This window comes from Nonomuraea sp. NPDC048901 (assembly GCF_040649695.1).
Classification (GTDB): Bacteria; Actinomycetota; Actinomycetes; order Streptosporangiales; family Streptosporangiaceae; genus Nonomuraea.
In genome coordinates this window covers 733,265-756,413 of record NZ_JBEZFW010000005.1, presented here as the reverse complement: position 1 = coordinate 756,413, position 23,149 = coordinate 733,265, and the positions used below count along the sequence as shown (strand labels likewise).

19 protein-coding genes are annotated in these 23,149 nt (G+C 69.4%); 10 read left to right on the top strand and 9 right to left on the bottom strand.

Features of this window, described 5'->3' with window-relative positions:
• The first annotated feature begins 149 nt into the window (after positions 1-149).
• From AB0C30_RS21090 to AB0C30_RS21070, 5 genes are all read left to right on the top strand, one after another.
• On the top strand, positions 150-1,415 hold the full coding sequence (locus AB0C30_RS21090; protein ID WP_357946253.1) for a sensor histidine kinase: 1,266 nt from the start codon (positions 150-152) through the stop codon (positions 1,413-1,415).
• A complete protein-coding gene (locus AB0C30_RS21085; RefSeq protein WP_357946251.1) occupies positions 1,412-2,068 on the top strand; it encodes a response regulator transcription factor in 657 nt (218 codons plus the stop codon). Before AB0C30_RS21090 ends, AB0C30_RS21085 begins: the two co-directional genes overlap by 4 nt.
• Positions 2,069-2,389: 321 nt before the next feature.
• A complete protein-coding gene (locus AB0C30_RS21080) occupies positions 2,390-2,722 on the top strand; it encodes a hypothetical protein (protein ID WP_357946249.1) in 333 nt (110 codons plus the stop codon).
• A gap of 197 nt (positions 2,723-2,919) precedes the next feature.
• A complete protein-coding gene (locus AB0C30_RS21075; RefSeq protein WP_357946247.1) occupies positions 2,920-6,690 on the top strand; it encodes a hypothetical protein in 3,771 nt (1,256 codons plus the stop codon).
• Positions 6,691-6,841: 151 nt separating this feature from the next.
• Positions 6,842-8,164, top strand: coding sequence for a phenylacetate--CoA ligase family protein (locus tag AB0C30_RS21070; protein ID WP_357946245.1), 1,323 nt, complete (start codon positions 6,842-6,844; stop codon positions 8,162-8,164).
• Between the two features lie 97 nt (positions 8,165-8,261).
• Here AB0C30_RS21070 and AB0C30_RS21065 read toward each other — a convergent pair whose 3' ends face one another.
• The 4 genes from AB0C30_RS21065 to AB0C30_RS21050 form a co-directional block, all read right to left on the bottom strand.
• Positions 8,262-9,326 carry an LLM class flavin-dependent oxidoreductase gene (locus tag AB0C30_RS21065; protein ID WP_357946242.1) on the bottom strand — a complete coding sequence of 355 codons (1,065 nt, stop codon included), beginning with the start codon at positions 9,324-9,326 and terminating at the stop codon, positions 8,262-8,264.
• Positions 9,327-9,731: 405 nt separating this feature from the next.
• Complete coding sequence (locus AB0C30_RS21060; RefSeq protein ID WP_357946240.1) at positions 9,732-9,857, bottom strand: hypothetical protein; 126 nt, start codon at positions 9,855-9,857, stop codon at positions 9,732-9,734.
• Between the two features lie 34 nt (positions 9,858-9,891).
• Positions 9,892-10,836, bottom strand: a complete 945-nt coding sequence (locus AB0C30_RS21055; RefSeq protein ID WP_357946237.1) for an acyltransferase domain-containing protein — start codon at positions 10,834-10,836, stop codon at positions 9,892-9,894.
• Between the two features lie 351 nt (positions 10,837-11,187).
• Positions 11,188-12,042 carry an SDR family NAD(P)-dependent oxidoreductase gene (locus tag AB0C30_RS21050; protein WP_357946234.1) on the bottom strand — a complete coding sequence of 285 codons (855 nt, stop codon included), beginning with the start codon at positions 12,040-12,042 and terminating at the stop codon, positions 11,188-11,190.
• 417 nt (positions 12,043-12,459) lie between these two features.
• On the opposite strand from AB0C30_RS21050, the gene AB0C30_RS21045 reads away from it, so the two are divergent.
• From AB0C30_RS21045 to AB0C30_RS21030, 4 genes are all read left to right on the top strand, one after another.
• A complete protein-coding gene (locus AB0C30_RS21045; RefSeq protein WP_357946231.1) occupies positions 12,460-13,272 on the top strand; it encodes an alpha/beta hydrolase in 813 nt (270 codons plus the stop codon).
• A gap of 103 nt (positions 13,273-13,375) precedes the next feature.
• A complete protein-coding gene (locus tag AB0C30_RS21040) occupies positions 13,376-14,017 on the top strand; it encodes a biliverdin-producing heme oxygenase (protein WP_357946229.1) in 642 nt (213 codons plus the stop codon).
• A 469-nt stretch (positions 14,018-14,486) separates the two neighbouring features.
• Positions 14,487-15,089, top strand: a complete 603-nt coding sequence (locus tag AB0C30_RS21035; protein WP_357946227.1) for a TetR/AcrR family transcriptional regulator — start codon at positions 14,487-14,489, stop codon at positions 15,087-15,089.
• A gap of 132 nt (positions 15,090-15,221) precedes the next feature.
• Positions 15,222-16,622, top strand: coding sequence for an MFS transporter (locus AB0C30_RS21030; protein ID WP_357946225.1), 1,401 nt, complete (start codon positions 15,222-15,224; stop codon positions 16,620-16,622).
• Here the strand turns inward: AB0C30_RS21030 and AB0C30_RS21025 are convergent.
• Positions 16,612-17,841 (bottom strand): cytochrome P450, encoded by a 1,230-nt coding sequence (locus AB0C30_RS21025; RefSeq protein WP_357946223.1) that lies wholly within the window; start codon positions 17,839-17,841, stop codon positions 16,612-16,614. The two genes, AB0C30_RS21030 and AB0C30_RS21025, sit on opposite strands and share 11 nt — an antisense overlap.
• A 67-nt stretch (positions 17,842-17,908) precedes the next feature.
• Here AB0C30_RS21025 and AB0C30_RS21020 point away from each other — a divergent pair, with 67 nt between their 5' ends.
• Entirely contained in the window at positions 17,909-19,303 is a 1,395-nt protein-coding gene (locus AB0C30_RS21020; protein ID WP_357946220.1) for an FG-GAP and VCBS repeat-containing protein, read from the top strand.
• A gap of 109 nt (positions 19,304-19,412) precedes the next feature.
• Here the strand turns inward: AB0C30_RS21020 and AB0C30_RS21015 are convergent, their stop codons facing one another.
• The 4 genes from AB0C30_RS21015 to AB0C30_RS21000 are packed head-to-tail and all read right to left on the bottom strand — an operon-like array spanning position 19,413 to position 23,149.
• Positions 19,413-20,285: an ATP-binding cassette domain-containing protein gene (locus tag AB0C30_RS21015; protein WP_357946218.1), complete on the bottom strand. Its 873-nt coding sequence runs from the start codon at positions 20,283-20,285 to the stop codon at positions 19,413-19,415.
• The gene (locus AB0C30_RS21010; RefSeq protein WP_357946215.1) at positions 20,278-21,327 is read right to left on the bottom strand and encodes an ABC transporter ATP-binding protein; all 1,050 of its coding nucleotides are present in this window, start codon (positions 21,325-21,327) and stop codon (positions 20,278-20,280) included. The genes AB0C30_RS21015 and AB0C30_RS21010 overlap by 8 nt, the downstream gene beginning before the upstream one ends.
• On the bottom strand, positions 21,324-22,202 hold the full coding sequence (locus tag AB0C30_RS21005; RefSeq protein ID WP_357946212.1) for an ABC transporter permease: 879 nt from the start codon (positions 22,200-22,202) through the stop codon (positions 21,324-21,326). The genes AB0C30_RS21010 and AB0C30_RS21005 overlap by 4 nt, the downstream gene beginning before the upstream one ends.
• The gene (locus AB0C30_RS21000; protein ID WP_357946210.1) at positions 22,199-23,149 is read right to left on the bottom strand and encodes an ABC transporter permease; all 951 of its coding nucleotides are present in this window, start codon (positions 23,147-23,149) and stop codon (positions 22,199-22,201) included. Before AB0C30_RS21000 ends, AB0C30_RS21005 begins: the two co-directional genes overlap by 4 nt.

Here is a 23,149-nt window from a genome sequence, read left to right as displayed (position 1 = left end):
TTATACCGACTCAAGTCATTAGAGCCTCTGATTGTTCCCAGGGTTGCCGATGTTCGCTCACGGCGATCGTAATCATGTAAGCCAGTCATACCTGAGGATGACGACCCAGGGTTGATGCCCGCCCGGCCACGCCCCCGTAGGGTGATCGCGTGTTCTCGGCAGTGGTGCGGCCCTTCGCGCTGGCGCTGTTCCAGGGCGACGCGGACCCGCCGCCGCCCCGATCGCGCTGGCTGCGTTTCCGGCTGCCCCGCTGGCAGCCACTGGCCGGCCACGTCGACCTGGTCCAGGTGGCGGACATCCTGGTGGCCTATATCCTGTTCGCCACCACGTTCTCCCAGCTCGTCAACTGGAACGACGGCGCCAAGCCGCCAGTCGACGACTCGCTACTCTCTCTCGCCTCCGCTGCTCTCTCCCTGCCCGTGGCGCTGCGCGATCGGTGGCCGCTGGGCGCCTGGCGGGTGGCCATGGTCCAGCTGCCGTTCGCGTTCTGGGTGACGCAGACAGTCGGCACCAGCTATCCGCCCTACACGGTCGGGCTGGCGGTGATGTACCTGTTGGTAACCTACTCGGTTGCCGTGCGCGGCGACCGTCGGATCACCGTCGCCGTGTGGGTGATCAGCGTCTTGACCGCGTGGATCGTCCATCCCGACTCGATGGTCCTCGTCACGATCATGGTGACGGTCTCCCTGCTGTTCGGCTACAACGTGCGCGTACGCCGTAACGCCACGACCAGGCTCGCGGAGGAGGAGCGGCGCTCGCGGCTGGCCGAGGGCGCGCAGGCCGTGCTCGAAGAGCGCGCCAGGATCGCGCGGGAGCTGCACGACGTGGTCGCCCACCACATGTCGGTGATCGCCATCCAGGCCGAGGCGGTGCCGCTCAAGGCCGCCGGTGATCCCGCGCGGCTGGAGGCGGGCCTGGCCGAGATCCGCAGCCTGTCCCTGGAGGCCATCGCCGAGCTGCGCCAAGTGCTCGGTGTGCTGCGCGACCAGGACGGCCGCACCGACACCGCGCCGCAGCCCGGCCTCGACCGGCTGGACGAGCTCGTGTCCAACGCCCGCGCCGCCGGGCTCACCGTGGGGGTCGAGCTGCCGAAGCAGCCGCTCGGGGCGCTGCCGCCCGCCGTCGGGCTTTCCGCGTACCGGATCGTGCAGGAGTCCCTGAGCAACGCGATGCGCCACGCGCCCGGCGCCACGGTCGCGGTCGTCGTCGCATGCGACGACGACGCCTTACGGCTCCACGTCACCAACGGCGCCGGCGCCACGGCGGGCGGCCCGGAAGGGACTGGACAGGGGCTGGTGGGCATGCGGGAAAGGGCGGCGCTGCTCGGCGGCACGTTACAGGCGGGACCCATCGAAGGGGGCGGTTTCCAGGTGACCGCGACGTTACCGATCGCCGGGGCGGAGGAGACGGCGTGATCCGGGTGCTGATCGCGGACGACCAGGGAATGGTGCGCACCGGGTTCACGGTGTTCCTGAGCGCGCAGTCCGACATCGAGGTGGTGGGCGAGGCCGCCAACGGCGAGGAGGCGGTGCGACGGGCGGCCGAGCTGCGGCCCGATGTGGTGCTCATGGACGTACGCATGCCGGTCATGGACGGGCTGACGGCGACCAGGCGGCTCCTGTCGTCGGGCGACGGCCCGAAGGTCCTCATCCTGACCACCTTCGACCTCGACGACTACGTCTATGAGGCGCTGCGGGCGGGAGCGAGCGGGTTCCTGCTCAAGGACGCCTCGGCCGTCCAGCTGGCCGAGGCGGTGCGGGTCGTCGCGGCGGGCGACGCCCTCATCGCCCCGGCGGTCACCAAGCGGCTGATCCACGAGTTCGCCCGGCTGGGCGCGCCCCGAGCGCCGACGGTCCGGCGGCTGGCGGAGCTGACGGAGCGCGAGACGGAGGTGCTCGCGCTGGTCGCGCAGGCGATGTCCAACCAGGAGATCGCGGAGAAGCTGGTGGTGGCGGAGCAGACCGTCAAGACGCATGTGGGACGGGTGCTGATGAAACTGGGGCTGCGCGACAGGGCGCAGGCGATCGTGTACGCGTACGAGACGGGACTGGTACGACCAGGCGATTGACCGCGTACGCGACGAACGAAGTGACCCGTGAGCTCTGCGGGACTGGGTACGGAGCAACGCGGGGTTCCCTGAGGAAGGTGACGCGCTCTGGCGGCTTTTGTGGCATTCCCACATCGGGCATGCGCCGATCCGGAAACCAGAGCCTAAACCCGCGTTAACTCACACGCATATCAAAGAAATGCGTTTCACCTGTTAGAAGTTCCAACACCGACCCGCCTCCGAAGAGTTGTTTGTCCAGCACGCCGTACGCGCGCTGGACAATTTCGGGACGGCTAGACCAGGGGATACGGCTTACCGAGTCACCCGACGAAGGGAATCGACATGGAACGACAGTCGCGCAGGAAGCTCGCGAGCGGTCTGGGCCTTGTGACGGCAGCCATGTTCGCCACCGCTGTCATCGCCTCCGTACCCGGCCTGTCGTACGCTTCGACCGCGAGCACCTCGTCGAGCAGCGAGGCCTCCACGCTCCTCGCCCCAAACCGCTGCCACCTCAGGACAGAGGCCAATCCGAACAGCGTGTGGGTGCCCCCGAACTACGAAAGCTGCTACGACTGCTTGAGCAGAGCGTCCTACCTGCACTCGCAAACCGGCATCGACTACTACTGCACCTACAACCCAAGCAATGGCAAGACCGACCTGCACTACGACCTGTAAGGCCGGATCCAGCCCAGCCCTAGGCTGTCGCCGGCATTACCGGGCGTAAGTCGCGTTGGAGCCGCCCGTCTTCCACGGGGGCGGGACGGGCGGTTCATCGCGTAATCAACTCCCGATGGCTATAGTCGATTCCGGTTGTCAAGCGCCGAACTTCGCAGTTCGACAACCGGCGATCGTACGGCCATGGGGGCGGGTTCATGGGACGACCGGAACGACCGCTCGACCCTGACGCAGGCCCGTTACAGCGGTTCGCGCACGAGCTGAGGCAGTTACGCGCCGGGGCCCCTCGGTCCAGCTACCGCGAATTGTCCAGGCGCGCGCACTACTCGGTGACCGCACTGTCCGAGGCAGCAGGTGGGGGGATCTTTCCCACGCTGGCGGTCACCTTGGCCTATGTCGAGGCCTGCGGCGGCGACACCAAGACCTGGGAGAAACTCTGGCGAGAGGTCGCCGCGGAGCTGGCCGTCGCCGACGCCGGTGCGGAGGACCAGATGGACCAGGACGCGCCGTACCTCGGCCTGGTCACCTTCGATCCTGACGACGCGGACCGGTTCTTCGGCCGGCGCGAGCTGGTGAACGAACTCTCCGCGCGATTACGCGACACATCCCTGCTCGCGGTGTTCGGCGCCTCAGGAAGCGGCAAGTCCTCCCTGCTTCGAGCCGGCCTGCTTCCGGCGTTGCGGAACAGCGCCGCCTCGGAAGGCCTCCACCGGCCGACGCTCCTTCTCACGCCAGGCGCGCACCCCTTGGACGAACTCGCGGTGGGCCTGGCCAACCTCAGCGGAACCACCGCTCCCTCCCTGTACGCCGACCTGGTGGCCGCCCCTTCGAACGTCCGGCTGGCGATCGGACAGATACTGGCGGGCAGGCCGAAGAGCGTGCGCATCGTGATCGTCGTCGACCAGTTCGAGGAGGTCTTCAGCCTCTGCGACGACCAGAAGGAGAGATCCCTCTTTTTGGACTCGCTGCTCGCCGCGGCGGAGGAGACCAACGATCGAGCCCGCGTCGTCCTGGGAATCCGCGCGGACTTCTACGCCCGGTGCGCTGAACACCCGCCGCTGGTGGCCATGCTGCGCGACCGGCACCTGCTGATCGGTCCCATGGAGGACGACGACCTCCGACAGGTGATCATCGGCCCGGCGCTCCGGGCAGAGCTCAAGGTCGAGCGGGCGCTCGTCGAGACCATCCTCAGCGACGCGAGAGGCGAGCCCGGCGCGCTGCCACTGATCTCCCACGCCCTGCTGGAGACGTGGAAGCGCCGCAAAGGCGGCACGTTGACGCTCGCGGGGTACCGGGAAGCAGGAGGCATCCAGGGCGCCATCGCGCAGACCGCCGAGCAGATCTACGACGGGCTCGACGTCGGTGAGCGAAATCTGGCCAGGAACGCGTTCCTCCGCCTGACGGCGCTGGGGCAGGGAACCGAGGACACGCGCAGGCGCGTCCCGCCGGCGGAGCTGCTGGCGGGGCCGGACGGGGCGGCGATGGCGGCCGTACTGTCCCGGCTGACGGCGGCGCGGCTGATCACCGTCGACGAGGACAGCGTCCAGGTGGCTCACGAGGCGGTGATCCGTTCCTGGCCGAGGCTGCGGGGCTGGCTCGCCGAAGACCGGGAACTCGTCCGGCTCCAGCGGCGGCTCACCGACGCCGCCGCCGAGTGGGAGCAGCACGGGCGCGAGAACGAGTTGCTGTACCGGGGAACGCGACTGGCGGCCTGGGAGGACCGCGCGCTCGACCGGCTCAACGACCTGGAACACGCGTTCCTGGCGGCCAGCAGGGCACGCGCGCGCCGGGAGCGGGCGGCGGCGGGCCGTCGTGTGCGCGCGGCTCTGATCAGCCTGGTGGTGGTGGCGACCGTGGTCGGAGCGCTGGCCGTGATAGCGCTGGGGAACGCGAGCCGGGCGGAGGAGGAGCGAGATCTCGCGTACTCTCGCCAGTTGGCGGCGGACGCGCGTGGCCAGCTCCAGCTGGACCCGCAGCTCGGGCTGCTGCTGGCCCGGCGGGCATACGCGGTCAGCCCGACGGAGGAGGCCACGGCGGTACTCCGGCAGGCCACCGTCGACTCGCGGATCCGGCTCATCGTGCCCATCGCCGCGGGCAAGGTCTGCGGCGTCGCATTCAGCCCGGACGGGCGGCATCTGGCCGCCGGCAGCGGAGACGGCACCGTACGGGTCTGGCAGGTGTCCGTACGAGGGCTGCCCACGGGAGATCCGGTGGTGCTGCACAGCCATGCCGGTGAGGCGTGGAACCCCGTGTTCAGCCCGGACGGACGCTACCTGGCGACAGGCGGCATCGACGGAACGGTCAGCGTGTCTGACTGGGCCGGCGGTGGCGATCCGCTGGTGCTGCGCGGCCATCGTGGTCCGGTGTGGGGCGTCTCGTTCAACCCCGACGGGCAACGCCTGGCAAGTGCCGGGGACGACGGCACGGTGCGGATCTGGAAAGCACCGGATGGCGGCAGGTGGACCGGCAGTTCATCTGCGGGAAGCGGTGCTCCCAAGGTGCTGCGCGGCCACGATGGGCGGGCTCTGCAGGTCGTGTTCAGCCCGGACGGGCGGAGACTGGCCAGCAGCGGCGGCGACGGCACCGTCCGGATCTGGGACCCGGCCGGTAAGGCGAAAACGGTCGTGCTGCGCGGCCACGAGAATTCTGTGGAAGGACTGCAGTACAGCCCGGACGGGCGGAACCTGGTCAGCGCCAGTACCGATGGCACGGTGCGGGTGTGGGACGTGACCGGACAGAATGCACCAGCGGTGCTGCGCGGGCACGACGGCACGGTGGAGGGTGCGGCGGTCAGCCGCGACAGCCGGAGGATCGCCAGCGTGGGCAACGACGGCACGGTCCGGATTTGGAACATGGCCAGCAACATCGACCCGCTCATTCTGCGCGGCCATCGTGGTACGACGTGGAACGCGTCGTTCAGCCCAGACGGGCGTACGCTCGCGAGCGCGAGCGATGACGGGACGATGCGACTGTGGGACGTGGCGTACACCGGTGACGCGATGATCCTGCGAGGTCATACCGGGGCCGTGTACGACGCCGTGTTCAGCCCGGACGGGCGACGCGTCGCCAGTGCCGGTATCGACGGCACGATCCGCGTCCAGAACATCGACGGCAGCGGTGACGCGCTGGTGCTGCGCGGCCACAAGGCGGACGTCCTCGGGGTCGCCTTCAGCCCGGACGGGCGGCGACTGGCGAGCACAGGTGCTGACAGCACGGTACGGATATGGCACGCCGACGGGACCGGCCAGGCTGTCGTGCTGCGCGGCCACAGTGGAAACGTGTGGAACGCCGCCTTCAGCCCGGACGGCACGCGGGTGGTCAGCGGAGGTGACGACGGCACTGTACGCGTCTGGCACACTGACGGGACCGGAGCGCCGGTCATCATGAAAAGCCCTCAGAGCCAGGTCCGGTATGTCGTGTTCAGCCCCGACGGGCGGCGGGTGGCGAGCGCAGGCGTGGACGGCACGATCCTGATCCAGAACGCCGACGGGACCGGTCAACCTGTCATGCTGCGCGGCCACCAAGGCCTGGTGTGGTGCCTCGCCCTCAGCTCGGACGGGCGGCGGCTGGTCAGCGGGGGCAACGACGGCACGATCCGCATCTGGAACACCGGCGGGACCGGAGACCCGATCGTCCTGCGCGGCCATCAGGGCGTGGTGTGGAGCGTCGGCTTCAGCCCGGACGGGCAGCAGGTCATCAGCAGTGGCAATGACAACACCGTGCGGATCTGGATGCCGGCCGAGGGGCGCGAGCCAGTGGTCTTCAGCGGCTCCGGCACTACGGTCAACTCCGTGAAGTTCAGTCCGGACGGGTTGCGGCTACTGTCGACCTACGACGACGCCACGGTACGGATCTGGCGTTGCGCGGTATGCGGTCCCATGCACCAGGTCCAGGCACTCGCCGCCAAGCGCACCATCCGCGAACTGACCCCCGAAGAACGCAAGATCTACCTCGAACCATCCCCTTGACCTCGGCTGTTCAGCGATGAAGGTGCCTGGAGATCGGCCGAGCGAAGCGCTCCCTGGAGGCAGGCGGGATGACCGCGTGCGTCAACGGCAAACAGGATCTACCGTCTGAGAAATGGACCCGCTTGCGCTATTCCATCAGGTGTCCGCGTCGGTGCCCGCATATAGGGAGTTCCTCGCCGAGCAGGGTGTCAGTCCGGACCAGGTGTCGAGCATGGCCGACTTCGCGCGGTTGCCGCTGCTCACCAAGGACGGCTACCTCAACCGCCACCCACTCCCCCGGCTCTGCCGCGACGGCGTGATCGGCGACATGATCGCGGTCTCGTCCGGTTCGACGGGTACGCCGTCGTTCTGGCCGCGTTCCGTGTCCGACGAGCGGGTGATCGCCGCGCGGTTCGAGGAGGTGTTCCGGGACTCCTTCGAGGCCCGGGAGCGCAGAACGCTGGCCGTCGTCTGCTTCGCGCTCGGCACCTGGGTGGGCGGGCTGTTCACCGTGGCCTGCTGCCGCCACCTGGCAGAGCGCGGCTACCCGATCACTGTGGTCGCCCCCGGGAGCGACAAGCGGGAGATCCTTCGCGTACTCCCGCAACTGGCCCCGTACTTCGACCAGGTCGTACTCCTCGGCTATCCGCCCTTCCTCAAGGACGTCATCGACGCGGGACTGCCCTGGTCCAGGTGGAACGTCAAGCTCGTCACGGCCGGGGAGGTGTTCAGCGAGGAGTGGCGCACGCTCGTGGCGGACAGGGCGGGCATCGCGGACCCGGTGCGCGGTATCGCCTCCCTGTACGGCACGGCCGACGCGGGCGTACTGGGCAACGAGACGCCTCTCTCTGTGGAGATCCGCCGGTTCCTGGCCGGCCGTCCCGGGGCCGCGAGGGAGCTGTTCGGGGAGTCGCGGCTGCCGACGCTCGTCCAGTACGACCCCGAGGTCCGCTTCTTCGAGGAGCACGAGGGCACGCTGGTGTTCTCGGGCGACAATGGCATCCCCCTGATCCGCTATCACATCGCTGACGAGGGCGGAATCGTGCCGTTCGAACGGATGTCACGTTTCGTACGGCACCTCGGCTTCGAGCCTTCGGCGACCGGCCCGTCCCGGCCCTTCGTCTACGTGTTCGGGCGCAGCCACTTCACCGTCTCCTACTACGGCGCGAACGTGTACCCGGAGAACATCTCCGTAGGGCTGCAGCAGCCGGCGGTCAGCTCGCTGGTGACCGGAAAGTTCGTCCTGGAGGCGGTCGAGGACGACCGGCGTGACCGGCACCTGACGGTGACAGTAGAGCTCATGCCCGGCGAGAAGCCATCGGAGGAGACGGCGAGGCTGGTGGGCGAGTCGATCCTCGAACAGCTGCTCCGGCTCAACAGCGAGTTCGCGGCCTATGTACCGATGGCCCAGCAGGCGCCGTTCATCCGGCTACGTGAGCTGGGCGACCCCGAGTACTTCCCGCCCGGCACCAAACACCGCTACACCCGAGCGTGACGACCGTCCCGGCAGGCTGATCCCAGACCGGTCGATCATGTCCACCGGAACACCGGTGACAAGATCCGCTGGAAGCTCCAATGGCAGTTGGGTCCGCTCAGGTGAGGAGTTTCGCGAGCTGGGCTATCTCGATGGGTGGGTCGATGACCGGCTGGATGAGCAGTTCGTCGACGCCGGCCTGTTCCAGGGTGGCGATGCGGGCGCGGAGGTCGTCGCGGGTGCCGACCAGGGCCAGGGTGTTCATCAGTGAGGGCAGGATCAGGTCCCGGTCCTCCGGTGCGATGCGTCCGAGGTAGTTGGGGTAGAGCTTGGTGTGCCGGTCGGGTGCGGTGGCGGTGGTACCGCGCCGGTCGAGGAGGCGCCACACCGCCTCGCGTTCCTCGGGGCCGAGTTGCTCGGCGAAAGCGCGTGCGTCGGCGGCGGTGTCGGCGGCGAAGGCCAGCAGCGACAGGACGATGTGGCCGGTTGCGTCCCGGACCGTGTCGCCGCTGGGGTCCTCGTCCTCCTCGAGGATGTGCAGCGCGGTGACCAGGTAGGAGTCCACGCGGGAGTCGGGGCCGTGTGGTGTGTCGTGAGCGGCGTGGCGGCGGGTGTCATGCAGTGCTTGCCAGGCGGTGGGGTCCGGCAGGCCGAAGGAGATCAGGCCGGTGCCGCGGCGGCCGGCGACGGCGGCGGCCTTCGGTCCTAGCGCGGCCACGACGAACTCGATCGGGTCGGCCGTGTTCGCGTGCGCCCCGGTGTGCAGGAACCGGACGTTGCGGACTCGGTCACCTTCGCGGTACTCGATGGTGCCTCCGGCGCACAGGTCCTGCAGTGCGGCGGTGAAGTTCTCCATCATGGCTGTAGTGGTCGGCCGCATGCCCAGTGTGCGCCGGGCGGTGTTTCCGGTGCCGATCCCGCAGATGATCCGGCCTGGCGCCAGGGCGTTGAGGCTGGCGAACGCGCTCGCGGCGGCCGGGGCCGAGCGCAGCGCCGGTGAGGTCACGCCGATGCCGAGCCTGATGCGGCTGGTGGCCTTCGCACACAGTCCCAGGGCGACGAAGGGGTCGCCGTGGACCATCGGGGTGTCGTTGAGCCAGAAACTGTGCAGGCCCAACTCCTCGGCCTGTACGGCGAGCTCCTCCACACCGGGGTGTGCGGTGACCACGACGCCTGCACGCATCAAAACCTCCAAGGCGCGGAAAATCGAGCGCACTCAGCCTGACACCAGACGGCGGATCGAGCACGTCGAGGTCGATGGGACAGTCGGCGCCGAGCGGTTGCGGATGTCGTACGGCGACATCGAAGGCGGAACCCGACAACTCACCCTGAACACCGACAGGTTCCACCGCAACCGTCACTCCGCCTCACCGCGACCGACGCCGACAAACGGCCGCGCGACATGCTCGGCGACACCCGGTGCCGACCTCAACCCCGAGGTAGGCAGCCACCCCTCGTCACGAACGCCCATTCGTCCTTGGCGATCCGGTAACTCCACCCGGAGTCTTCGATCACCCGGGGTTGTCGCCGTTCACACCCGTGAGCCGGGCACACAAGATGGGTCTGGCTGCCGTACGGTGTCGCGGCATCAACGCATCTTGTAGCCCGAGAACACGTTCGCGAGGGCGACGGCGTTGACGGTGATCCCGCGCGCGCGGGCGGGCTGGGCCAGGGAGCGGCTGAGCACCTCGATGGCGGCCTTCGTCAACCTCATCGCACACGACCACTCTGTGGATGTCTCGGCTCGGCTAGATCGGGAAGTGGCCGCGGCGGATGCGCCAGTGGCGGCCGGCCTTCAGGTGGTCGACGATCGCGCGCTGGAGCACGGTGCGGCGCGGTAGCCGGTCGAGCGGCGTGGTCAGGGTGCGGAACACGAACCGCAGCACCTCGACGTCGGCGTCCTGCCCCTCCGGCTCCTCGTAGGGTTCCAGCTCGAACCTTCGCTGAAACCGGACGATGTTGGAGTCCTCAGGCAGGTACTCCAGTAGCTGCGGGTCGAGCAGCCACGAGCCGCAGGAGAACGTCGTGTAGCGCTCGTCGGGAAAGTGGCGTGGGAAGAACGCGCGGGCCTCGTCGAGCGACGCCGCGACCGCCTCCGGGGTCATCGATCCCGACTCGGGGATGTGCAGGCCGATGGTGGTGCCGCCGCGTTGGTGCTGCAGCCGGCCCAGCTCGTAGATGCCGCCGCGCGCGTGCAGCGTCAGCCAGCTCTGCATGACCGGCCAGCCCTCACGCCGCATTCGCCGGTCGATCGCGAGGTTGCGGCCCAGATCCGCGAGGGTCGCCCACGAGACGGCATCGGCGATGCCGTGGTCGCGGTGGTACGCCGTGACGACGTCGACCAGGGCCAGGTACGCGTACACGTAGAGATGCCGCCAGGCGGGGCCCCGTTCGCGCGGCAGCTCCGGACCGGGCGGCAGCCAGCCGTGGCCCCCGAGATCGGCGCGGACCAGGGCGATCGAGCGGTCGAGCAGCCAGCGCAGCTCCGCAGTCCACAAGGGAGAGTCGGGGTCGGGCCAGCCCGCCATGATCTCGGCGGCGTCGTCCGGCCGCACCGCGAGCCGGTCGAGGATCGCGGGCGCGTCGGCCTTGGCGGGCAGCGGAGCCGACGGCCGGTCGCCGGCGAGCCGGTGTACGCGGTCGACGTCCTCGACGGGTACCCCGAGCCGGGCGGCGACGTCGTCCAGATCCACGCGGACGATCCTACGATCACCGGCAACGCTACGGAGGAAAGTCAAGGGATCTACCTCTTGTCCTGTTTTGCTGATCTCCTTCTCTCCTCGACGCGAGAGGACTGCGAGCAGGGTCACCAACTGCCTTCAGCCGGTAGACAGGGCGACGAACGTGTCCTCAGGAGAGGGCAGCTGTCCCGACACCGCCGTTCGAGCCGAGCAACCTCTGGCCCGAAAGCTGTACGGCCGGCGCCGGCCGTACAGCTCACGCACTCACAACCAGGAACCGGGAGGTGCCCCTATTGAGCACCAGCCACCAGCCGGGGGCGTACATCGAGCCGAGAAGGACGACGCGGCTCAGACCTGGAAGGCTCAAACCGCGGCCTGCTGGTCGGTCTTGCCCTGCGCCTCCAACGAAAGGTCTTGCCAGTCGGCCCACATCTTGAGCCGGTCGGCGTAGGCCTGCTGGATCATCGGGTGGAAGCCCTGGCCGAAGAGAATCCGCAGCGGTGGGTTGTCGGAGTCCACCAGCTTGAGCAGCGTCTGGGCCGCCGCGGCCGGGTCGCCGGCGGGCTGCTTGCCGGCGATCGCGCCGAGGCGCCGGCGGAGGCCGGCGTAGGCCGGGTCGGGCTCGGCCATGTGGCCGTTGTCGAGCGGGTCGGGGTTCTTGCCGGAACGGGTGGCGAAGCCGCCGGGCTCGATGATGGTCACCTTGACACCGAAGTCGGCGACCTCACCGGCGAGAGCCTCGTTCAAGCCCTCCAGGGCCCACTTGGAGGCGTGGTAGGCGCCGCCGAGCGGCATGGCGATGAGGCCGGCGGCCGAGGACAGCTGGATGATGCGTCCCGAGCGCTGCTCGCGCAGGTAGGGCAGCGCGGCCTGGACCACCCACACCGCGCCGAACAGGTTGGTCTCCAGCTGGTCGCGCAGCTCCCGCTCGGTCAGCTCCTCGACCGCGCCGACCTGGGCGTAGCCGGCGTTGTTCACGATGACGTCCAGGCGGCCGAAGTGCTCGGCGGCCCGCGTCACGTTCTCGAAGACAGCGACCTTGTCGGTCACGTCCATCGCAAGCGGGAGCACCGCGTCGCCGTAGGCGGCGACCAGGTCGTCAAGGCTCTCCGTCTTGCGGGCGGTCGCGGCCACCTTGTCGCCACGAGACAGCGCCGCCTCGACAAAGCTGCGGCCCAGGCCGCGGGACGAACCAGTGACGAACCAGACCTTGCTCATGATGACCTTCCATTCTTCCGTTGCTTGCTGCCGGACACGAGACGCCGACGACCTGATCCCTGTGACAGGTGCGGCTATGTGATCTGCGCCATAGAATCCGCCAGGTCCCGCCCTACCCCAGCACCCCGGCCAGCCCGCCGACCCGTCCTCGTGGCTCCCGCCTGATGACCTATCGCGAGGACAAGCCATGACGCGCCAGCCCTCCCCGGCAGCCCCGGCCGTCGGACGATCAGCCCGCCGCGGCGTCGCCTTCATCGCTACCAAGCAGCACCGCCGCTTCCGTTCGTACAACGGGAGGACACGACCCAGATCGCCCACCATGTGCTTGCCGACGGCCTTGTCACCCCCAGGTACTACAAGAGAGTTCAGCCCCAGCGGTGACGCGGTCGACGGCCTCTCTTTCGTAGCTTTCCGAGCATGCTCAGAATCCTCACGCTCGCCGGAAGTCTCGCGTTCGGCGCGGTCCTGGCGCTGCCCGGCCAGCACAGTGGCCGGCTTGTGAAGGTCTACGGCGACCTGGCCACCGCCGATCGGGTCGCCATCGTGGTGCCGGGGGCCGACACCACGGTTGCCACCTTCGAAGCGAGTACGAAGCGGCCCGGAGGCGCGGCGCGGGCGCTGCTGGCCGAGGCCGCCAAGGTGGGCCACGGCGAGCGGCTGGCTGTGATCGCCTGGCTCGGTTATGACGCGCCGCCTACGTGGAGCCTGGGCGCCATCACCGACACGGCGGCCGTCGAGGGGGCTAAGGCGCTGCGCCGTACCGTCATGGAGCTGCACGCGCGGACGTCCGCGCCGATCGCGTTACTGTGCCACAGCTACGGCTCGGTGGTGTGCGCCAAGGCCGGGACGGACCTGCCCGTCGCGGATGTGGCGCTGTTCGGAAGCCCCGGCATCGGGGCACCGTCCGATGGAGCACCGTCCGACCACCATTTGTCCGACGCGTCGTATCGCCCGCCGTCCAACCACGGGGTGTCCGGCCCGGCGCCGTCTGTCACCAGAGTGTGGGCGGGTGTGGGTGGTAGTGATTGGATCAGGTTCGTGCCGAAGGTGAAGCTCGGGCCGCTTGGTTTCGGGGCCGACGCGCTGAGTCCCGGGTACGGGGCGCGGGTGTTTGAGGTGGGTCCCGGCGGGCACAGTGACTACTTCACACCAGGCACGCCGTCGTTGCGCAATCTCACACTGATCGCCCTCGGCCGCCCCGGCGATGTGACGGCTGCGGCGCCAGCATGACAGGGTCGGGTTTAATGACAGAGTGTCGTCATCAACTTGACGGGCCCGTCCAGGGTTTGTGACACTTTGTCATGAAAGACCTGGCAACACATTGGGGTGAAGCGTGACGTCGTTCTCCGAGACCTTGAAGAACGCCACTTGGAGCGACCACGAGTCGGCCGAGGATGAGAGCTACCTCAAAGAGCTGATGGGCGGCCGACTGAGCGAGCACGACTACGGCGAGCTGGTCGCCCAGCACTACTTCGCCTATCTCGCCCTCGACGGCGCCGCCAAGGCCCTGGCCGATCACCCGGTTGCCGGCCGGTTCGTCTTCCCGGAGCTCTATCGGGAGCAGGCGCTGGAGCGTGACCTGCAGACCGTCTACGGTGCCGGCTGGCGCGACCGGATCGTACCCTCGAAGGCGACCCGGACCCTGGTGGCGCGGATCGAGCAGGTGGCCGACTGGCCGGGCGGCTATATCGCCCACCACTACACCCGCTACATGGGCGACCTGTCGGGCGGGCAGTTCATCCGGATGGAGCTGCAGAAGATCTACGGCTACCAGAAGGGCGGCGGGGTCGACTTCTACCTGTTCGACGAGGTCGGCAGCCTGCCCCGATTCAAGAGCGAATATCGCGCCCGCCTCGACGCGCTGCCCTTCGGCGAGCGGGAGCAGCATCGCGTGATCCGTGAGGTCAAGCTGGCCTACCAGCTCAACACCGAGGTACTCGGCGAGCTGCTCCACGTGGTCAAGGCCGCCGCGTAGGGCACACCACCGCACCTCTCGCTCCCCGCGTAGCAAGGCACACGGACACCACCTGCAGCAAGGACACCATGGGTGGCAGGGCACAACCCCTACCACATCGACCCGTATCACCCAGATCCGTACCACCGGCACCACCCGTACCGGGTACCACCGGCACCACGCGTACCACCGGTACCAACGCATGCGGCACACCACCGCATTCGCCACACTGCACAACTGCCGGTGAAATGCCAGTGACAATGCGAGGGGGCGCGGGGCGAAGAATGCGAGAGGACGCGGGGTGCCGAGCGGGTCTCAGCGTCCGCCGCTGGCGGGGCTGACCTCGCTGCCTTCGAGGGGCCGGTCCGCCGCCCACGGTATGTGACCGCGCCGCCTTCCAGAGGCTGGTCCATCCCCCGCCTCTCGTGCGCGAAGTCCGGCCTATAGAAGTCGGCTTATAGCTGGATGGGCACCGGCCTACCATGGACGCATGCCCCGCATCTCCGCAGCCACCATCGGTGAGCACCGAGCCCAGACGCGTGATCGCATCCTCGAGGCCGTCGCCCGCCTGTCGAGGGTGCAGGGGATCGACGCCATCTCCATGACGGACGTGGCGAACGAGGCCGGGATCACCCGGACCGTCCTCTACAACTACTACCCGGACAAGGCCGCCCTGCTGCTGGCCTTCACCGAGCGGGTCACCAGCTACTTCATCGAAAGCTACGAGCAGGAACTGCCGGCCGTCGCCTCCCCCGCCGACCGGCTACGGGTGTTCGTCCGGCTGCAGCTGACCGGCCTGCTGGCGCACCCGCACCCGGGAGCGGCGGATCTCAGCGCCGCCCTCGGCCCTGACGCCTACCAGCAGCTCGCCGAGCACGTGGCGCCCATGCAGCGCATCCTGGTGGGGATCTTGGAGAGCGGGATCGAGTCGGCCGATTTCCAGGTGGTCGACGTCGAGGCGACGGCCCGGATGATCATCGCGGTGATCGGCGCCGAGCGGGTGCCCCTGATCAGCGGCGCGGTCACCGTCGAGGCGGCGGAGGCATTGGTGACGGGCTTCGTGCTGAGGGCCCTGGGCAGCACCTCTCCGTGAAGGGGCTGGGGCTCTCCCTCGCCCTCGGCGGACGACCGCTGAGGGTTCCGGGCAACGCTGAGGGTCCCGGGTCGCGCCTCTCCGGGGAGGGGCTGACCGCTATGCACCGAAAGAGGTGACAGGATTGCCCTCATGCAGGACGACCACGTAGCGCTCAAATCCGCCCGAGGGCGCTGGATCCTGGCGGCCACCGTGCTGGGCTCCGGGATGGCCATGCTCGACAGCACCGTGGTGAACGTCGCGCTGCCCTTCCTCGGCGACGACCTCGACGCGGACATGGCCGGCCTGCAGTGGACGATCAACGCCTACACGCTCACCCTGGCCGGGCTGATCCTGCTGGGCGGCTCGCTCGGTGACCGCTACGGCAGGCGCAAGGTGTTCCTGATCGGCACGGTCTGGTTCGCGCTGGCCTCGGCGCTGTGCGGGCTCTCGCCGAACGTCGAGTTCCTGGTGGCCGCCCGCGCGCTGCAAGGCGTCGGCGGCGCGCTGCTCACCCCGGGGTCGCTGGCGATCATCCAGGCGTCGTTCGTCAGGGACGACCGGCCGCGCGCGGTCGGCGCCTGGTCAGGGCTGGGTGGGGTGGCCGCCGCGATCGGTCCGCTGCTGGGCGGGGTGCTGGTGCAGACGGCGGGCTGGCGGTGGGCGTTCCTGCTCAACCTGCCCGTCGCGGCGCTGGTCGTGCTGGTCACGGTGCGGCACGTGCCCGAGAGCAGGGACGAGCAGGCCGCGGGCCGGTTCGACGTGCTGGGGGCGGTGCTGGCGGCGCTGGCCCTGGCATTCCTCACCTACGGCCTGATCGAGAAGGGGGCGACGATCCCGCTGATCGCGGGGGTGGCGCTGGGCGTGGCGTTCGTGGTGCTGGAGAAGCGCAGGTCCCCCGACGCGCTGGTGCCGGTGAGCATCTTCCGGGACCGGGTGTTCACGGCCGTGAACGTGGTGACGCTGATCATGTACGCGGCCATGGGCGTGGTGTTCTTCCTGCTCGTCGTGCAGTTGCAGGTGGTGTCCGGGTTCGCGGCGACCCCGGCCGGGCTGTCGCTGCTGCCGACGACCATCCTGATGCTGCTGCTGTCGGCGCGCGCCGGTGAGGTGGCCAAGCGCTACGGCCCGCGCTGGCCCATGACGATCGGCATCCTGGTGGCCGGGCTCGGTTTCCTCCTGATGAGCACGATCGGTTTCGGCGCCTCGTACGTTCTTCAGGTCATCCCCGCGGTCACGGTGTTCGGGCTCGGTCTGTCGGCGGCGGTGGCGCCGCTGACCGCGACCGTGCTGGCCACCGTCGAAGAGCGCCACGCCGGTACGGCCAGCGGCGTCAACAACGCGGTGGCCCGTACCGGCAGCCTGCTCGCGGTGGCCGCCGTGCCGCCCCTGGTCGGCCTGGTCGGCGACGCCTTCAAGAACCCGCCCGTCTTCAACGCGGGCTTCCACACCGCGATGCTGATCAGCGCCGCGATGATGGTCGTCGCGGCACTGATCACCTTCCTGACGATCAGAAGGAACGTCCTGGCCCCGGAAGAGCAGCTCAGAACGTGAACCCCTGACTGCGGACGCTGTTGTCGAAGTTGGACAGCAGCAGCTCCGGCTCGCCGACCGCGCGGATCTCCGGCAACCTGGTCAGCAGCACGCGGAACATCGTCCGCATCTCCTGCCTGGCCAGGTTGGCGCCCAGGCAGAAGTGCGGGCCCGGCCCGCCGAAGCCGACGTGCGGCTTGGTCTCGCGGGTGATGTCGAAACTGTCGGGATCGGGGAAGACCGTCTCATCACGGTTGGCCGAGCCGTAGAAGAGGACCACCTTGTCGCCCTTCTTCAGCTCCAGGCCGCGCAGGGAGTAGTCCTGGGTCAGCGTGCGCCGGAACTGCATGATCGGCGACACATAGCGGACCATCTCCTCGATCGCGTTGCCGATGCGGCCGTCGAAGTCCTCCATCAGCAGGTCGCGCTGCGCGGGGTTGTCGGTGAGCAGCTTGATGCCGTGGGCCATCGTGTTGCGCGCGGTCTCGTTGCCCGCCACCAGGAGCAGGGCGAAGAAGGAGCCGAGCTCGCGGTCGGTGAGCTTCTCGCCGTCGGGGTTGGCGGTGACCAGCAGGGACACCAGGTCGCCTTGTGGATCGGCGGCCCGCTCGTGCCCCAGCTTGATCACCATGCGCTGGAGGGCGAGCAGGGCCAGCATGTTCTGGCCGGCCAGCTGAACGCTGCGGGCCAGGCTGGGGCGTACGCCGGTGTAGGCGGTGGAGACGTCGACGTGTTCGTGGACCTTCGCCCGCAGGTCGTCGGGGATGCCCATCATGTCGCAGATGACGTGAATGGGGAGCCGGGCCGCGACCTGGCCGACGAAGTCGCGCGGGCCCTGCTCGATGACGTCGTCGACGATCCGCTCGCACGCGGCCTCGATGTCGTCCTGCAGACCGGAGAGCATGCGCGGGCTGAACGAGCGGGTGACGATGCGCCGCAACCGGGCGTGGCGCGGGTCGTCCATGTTGACCATCGACTCGCCGAACACCTGCTTGACCCAGCCGGGCGGCTCCGGGTTGGTGACGGCGGGCTCGCTGGAGAAGACCTTGGCGTCGCGGCTGGCCTCGACCACGTCCGCATGCCTGACCAGGGCGTAGAAGCCGCTGCCTGACCGGAGGAAGGGCACCTTCTTCTCTGGGAAGAACACGGGGTGCTCTAACTGCCGGAGTCTGGCGAACGCCTCATGCCGGGCCTTGGGGGACTGGCGCCAGAAACCCAGATCCGCGAGGTCGATGTCCACCCGCCTATCCTGGCACGTTCCCGTAGCGTTAAGACCTGGTTCGGTCGGGGCGGAAATACCTACCTGTATGAACGCACTGCTAGCCGCCTGCCTGGTTCTTCCCCTCGTTTCGGGTACGAGTCACGCCGCGGCTCCGTCGTGTGGCGGATCCCCTTCCGACTTCGACGGCGACGGCCGTCCCGATCTGGCGGTGGCCGCCCCCTACGACAACCGGCGGGCCGGCTCCGTGACGGTCGTCTACGGCAGCGGGCGCAAGGAGAAGCTGACCCAGGAGGGCGCCGAGCCGGGTGACTCGTTCGGCTCGGCTCTGGCGGTGGGCGACTTCAACGCGGACGGATGCGCCGACCTGGCGGTGGGCGTGTCAGAGGAGTTCGTGGGCGAGCGCGTGCCGGGGGCCGACGGCAACGGCGTCGTCGAGCTGTTCCACGGCTCGCCCACGGGCCTGCGGCCGGGCAAGGAGCTGGCGCCGGCGAAGCCGTCGAGCGACCGGTTCGGGGCATCGCTGGCCGCCGGTGACTTCGACGGTGACGGACGCGACGAGCTCGCGGTGGGCGCCCCTGGCCACCGTACGGGAGGGGGCGTCACGATCTACTGGATGAAGGACCGCAAGCCGTACCAGATCACTCAGAAGACCCCCTGGGTACGGCAGGCGGCAAGCGTGACGGACCAGTGGGGCGCGGCCCTCGCGACCGGCGACTTCAACGGCGACGGGCGGGCCGAGCTGGCCGTGGGCGCGCCCGCCGACAGCGTCACCCAGGACGGCCAGGGCTCCGTCACCGTCATCGACGTGCGGGGCCGGCGGGCCGGGCTCCTCACCCAGAGCAGCCCCGGGATCAAGGGCTCGGCGGAGAAGTGGGACGCCTTCGGGGCGGCGCTGACGACCGGCGACTTCGACGCCGACGGGCACGACGACCTGGCCGTCGGCGTACCCGGTGAAGGGTTGAGCGCCAACCAGCGGGCGATGGACTACGGCGACGGGGCCGTGCACGTCCTGTACGGGAGCGGGAGCGCGCTGCTGCGCGGCGCCCGGTCGGAGATGTGGACGCAACGGCTGCTCAAGGGCACGCCCCGCTACTACGACCGGTTCGGCGCCGCGCTGGCGGCCGGGGACTTCAACGGCGACGGCGACGACGAGCTGGCCGTCGGCGTACCCGGAGAGAAGGGGGTCCAAGTGCTGGCCGGGGCCAGGAAGGGCGGGCTGACGAAGGACGGCAACCTGCTCATCAAGGGCAAGGGGCGCGATTTCGGCGCGTCCCTGGCCGCGCTGCCCGCGCTCGGCGGGCGCTACCGGCAGCTCACCAAGGAACGTCCGCTGTACGGGCTGGTGGTGGCGGCGCCGGACCAGGGCAAGGTGCTGTACGTGCCCGGCTCGCGTCAGACGGGCCTGCGTCCCGGACTGCTCCCGAGAAAGGTCCGCGAGCTGAGCAGCGGCCCCGGCCTGTACGGCTACGCGTTCGGCTGATCCCAGTCTGAGAGGCGAGGCGATACACACTTGTCGCCGATGGGAAGACCCGCGGGACTCCCCACGGGCCAGTCGCCGCCGGCGGGTTGGACGTGGGCGGTCACGGTCGCTACTCCCGGTTGAGGTCGGCCGCCGACACACCGGACAGTGCCTTGCCCAGAGTCGGAACGGCGGCGATGAGCCTGCGTGTGTAGGAATGTTGCGGTTCCTCGTACACCTGCTCCGTGGACCCGATCTCCACGATCTCCCCGGCATGCATGACCGCGACCCGGTCGCACACATGACGTACCACGGACAGGTCGTGGGAGACGAAGACCAGCGTGAGGGACAACTCGTCGACGAGGTCGGCGATGAGGTTGAGCACTTGGGCCCGGACGGACACGTCCAGGGCGCTCACCGGCTCGTCCGCCACGATGATCTTCGGGCGGGGGGCGAGAGCGCGCGCGATCGAGATGCGCTGCCGCTGGCCGCCGGAGAACTGGTGTGGATACCGGTCCGCCGCGTCGGCTCGCAGGCCGACGGCCTCGAGCAACTCGGCCACCCGCTCCTTGCGGTTCCGGTGCCCCTGCGCGACGAGCGGCTCGGCCACGATGTCGCCAACGCGCATGCGCGGGTCCAGCGAACTCATCGGGTCCTGGAACACGAGTTGGAGCCGCTCGCGGACGAACCGGAGCCGGCTCTCCCGGAGCCCGGTGATGTCCCGGCCGTCGATCGCGACGCTGCCGCGGGTGGGGCGGTCGAGCCCGGCCAGAATGCGCAGCAGGGTCGACTTGCCGCACCCCGACTCGCCCACGATGCCGAACCGCTGCCCCTGGGGGACGGCGAAGCTGACGCCGCGCAGGGCGTGCACCGGCGGGCTGGGGTGGCGCAGCGAGGTACGAGGCCGTCGGTAGTCGCGCGTGACGTCACGGACGCTGATGGCGTCCGCGGGGCCGGTCTGCGACCCGGGTGCGAGGGGGGCGCTGGTCGGCTGCTCAGCCACGGCCGGCCTCCTGGTTCATGGGTGTGCCGGTCCCGCGTGCGCCGCTCTCGGATACCGGGTGGAAGCAGGCGTAGCCGGAGTCCGGCCCGGTAGGGACCCATTCCGGCCTGGTGGCGCAGACGTCGGTCGCCTGAGCGCACCTGTTTCTGAAGACGCATCCGGCGGGGAAGCGGCCCGCCGGCGGAACCGACCCGCCGATCGTGGCCAGCCGACCGCGGTCGTCGACCACGGTCAGGTCCGACGCGCCGATCAGGCCCTGGGTGTAGCGGTGCCGGGGGCGCGTGAACACCTCCCGGACCGGGCCGGACTCGATCAACCGCCCGCCGTACATGACCATGACCCGCTCGCAGACGGTGGCCACCACGGCCAGGTCGTGGGTGATGAAGAGCATGGCCGACCTGCGTTCCTGGACACCCCGCACGATCAGGTCGAGCACCCGCGCCTGCACCGTGACGTCGAGCGCGGTGGTGGGTTCGTCGCAGACCAGGAGCGCGGGGTCGTTCGCGAGCGCGATGGCCAGCACCACCCGCTGCCGCTGGCCTCCGGAGAACTGGTGCGGGTAGGCGGTCGCGGCGGCCGCGGGATCGGGCAGCCCCACCTGGGCGAGCAGTTCCACGGCGGCGGCTTGGGCGGACGCGCGGTCGGGCCTGGTCCGGTGGATCAGCAGCACCTCGGCGATCTGCCGCCCGACCCTCATGGTGGGGTTCAGAGCGGTCATGGGCTCCTGGAAGACCATGGCGATCTCCTTGCCCCGCACCCGGGACATCCGCGCCTCGTCGGCACCCACCAGATCGTGGTCGACTCCGGCGAGCCGCACCGAACCCGTGGCCCGGAGTCCCTCAGGCAGCAGCCCCATGACGCTCAGTGCGGTCAGCGACTTGCCCGACCCCGATTCACCGATCAGACCGACCCGCTCGCCGGCCCGGATGGTGAAGTCGACATCTTCGAGGAGCTTGAGGTCGCCCACCGCGACGTCGAGATTCCGCACGGCCAGGACGTCGTCCGGCCCGGCGGCCGGCGTCGTGTCAGGTGCCGGGGTCATCGGCGGTCCTCCAGCTTGGGGTCGAAACGGTCGCGCAGGCCGTCACCGAGCAGGTTGAAGCCGAGCACCGCCACCGCGATCGCGATGCCCGGGAACACGGCGAGCCGGGGAGCGGACCACAGCATCTCCTGGCTCTCCTGCAGCATCCGGCCCCAGGACGGTACCGGGGGCGGGGTGCCGAAGCCCAGGAAGGACAGCGCGGCTTCGGCGAGTACGGCGATGGCGAACCCGACCGACGACTGGACGATGACGAGACTGCTGACGTTGGGCAGGACATGCCGCAGGCCGATCGAGAACGGCCTGCGGCCCGCCGCGCGCGCCGCGATGACGTACTCGGTCTTCATGACCTGCAGCGTGCCGCTGCGGGTCAGCCGGGCGAAATGGGGGATGGACGCGATGCCGATGGCGACCATCGCGACCAGCGTGCTGGCGCCGTACACGGCGGCGAACATGATGGTCAGCAGGAGCGCCGGGAAGGCGAGAAGCAGGTCGTTACCGCGCATCAGGAGCTCGCCGAACCAGCGGGGCGCCATCCCGGCGACGATGCCAAGGGGCACTCCGACCAGGGCGGCGACTCCCACCGCCACGAAGCCGACGAACAGCGTGGTGCGCGAGCCCACCAGGATCTGGCTGAACACGTCGCGGCCGAACTTGTCCGTGCCGAACCAGTACTCCAGCGACGGCTTCCGCAGCCGCGCCATGGCGTTCACCAGGGTCGGGTCGTGCGGGGTCCACACGAAGGACAGCAGCGCCATGCCGAGCACGACCGAGACGATGAGACCGCCCACCAGAAGGCTGCCTGTTATCGGGCGGCGCCGCCGACGGCCGTCGGGCACCGTGGACGCGGCAGCGGCTTCCGTGTCCAGAGCACTCATGACGCACCCGCCCTGAGCCGTGGGTCGATCATCAGGTAGATCACGTCCACCAGGAAGTTCACCAGCAGCACCGCCATTGCGATGATCATGACCACGTCCTGCACCATGATGAGGTCCCGGTTGGAGACGCTGTCCAGCAGCAGGCTGCCGAGCCCGGGGATGACGAAGACCCGTTCGATGACGACCGCGCCCACCAGCAGCGTGGCGAGCTGCAACGCCATGACGGTGACCACGGGCACCGCCGCGTTCCGCAGGCCGTGCCGCAGCAGTGCCCGCGTCGGGCGAAGTCCTTTGGCCCGAGCGGTGCGCAGATAGTCCTCCCGGAGGACGTCGAGCACGGCGCTGCGGACGTAGCGGGTGAGCACCGCCCCCTGCACCAGGCCGAGGGACAGCGCGGGCAGCACCAGCTGCTTGAGGAACAGGACCGGATCCTGCGCCGGGGGTGTCCAGCCGTTCGCCGGCAGCCACCCGAGCCCCACCGCGAACACGGTGATCAGGAGGATGCCCGCGAGGAAGGCCGGGACGGCCACGCCGACTTGGGACAGGGCCGAGAGAATGAGCCCGGACGGCCTGCGGTGCCGCATGGCCATGAGCGTGGCCATGGGGACCGCCAGGACACAGGCGAGCACCATCGCGGTGCCGACGAGCCACAGGGTGACCAGAAGGCGGTCGGCGATCTGCGGGCCGATCGGCGTGTGTGAGATGTAGGAGTTCCCCGGGTCGAAGGTCACCAGTCCGTGTACCCAGCTGAGGTACTGGGCCGCGAGCGGCCGGTTGAGCCCGAACTCCTCGCGCAGCTGCGCCACCGCCGTGTCCGACGCGTTGACGCCGAGGGCGACACGGGCCGGATCCCCTGGCAGCACCGCCATGAACGCGAACACCATCACGGAGCTCACGACAAGGCTGGCCAGGAGGATCGCGACCCGCTGCACCAGACGGACGATCAT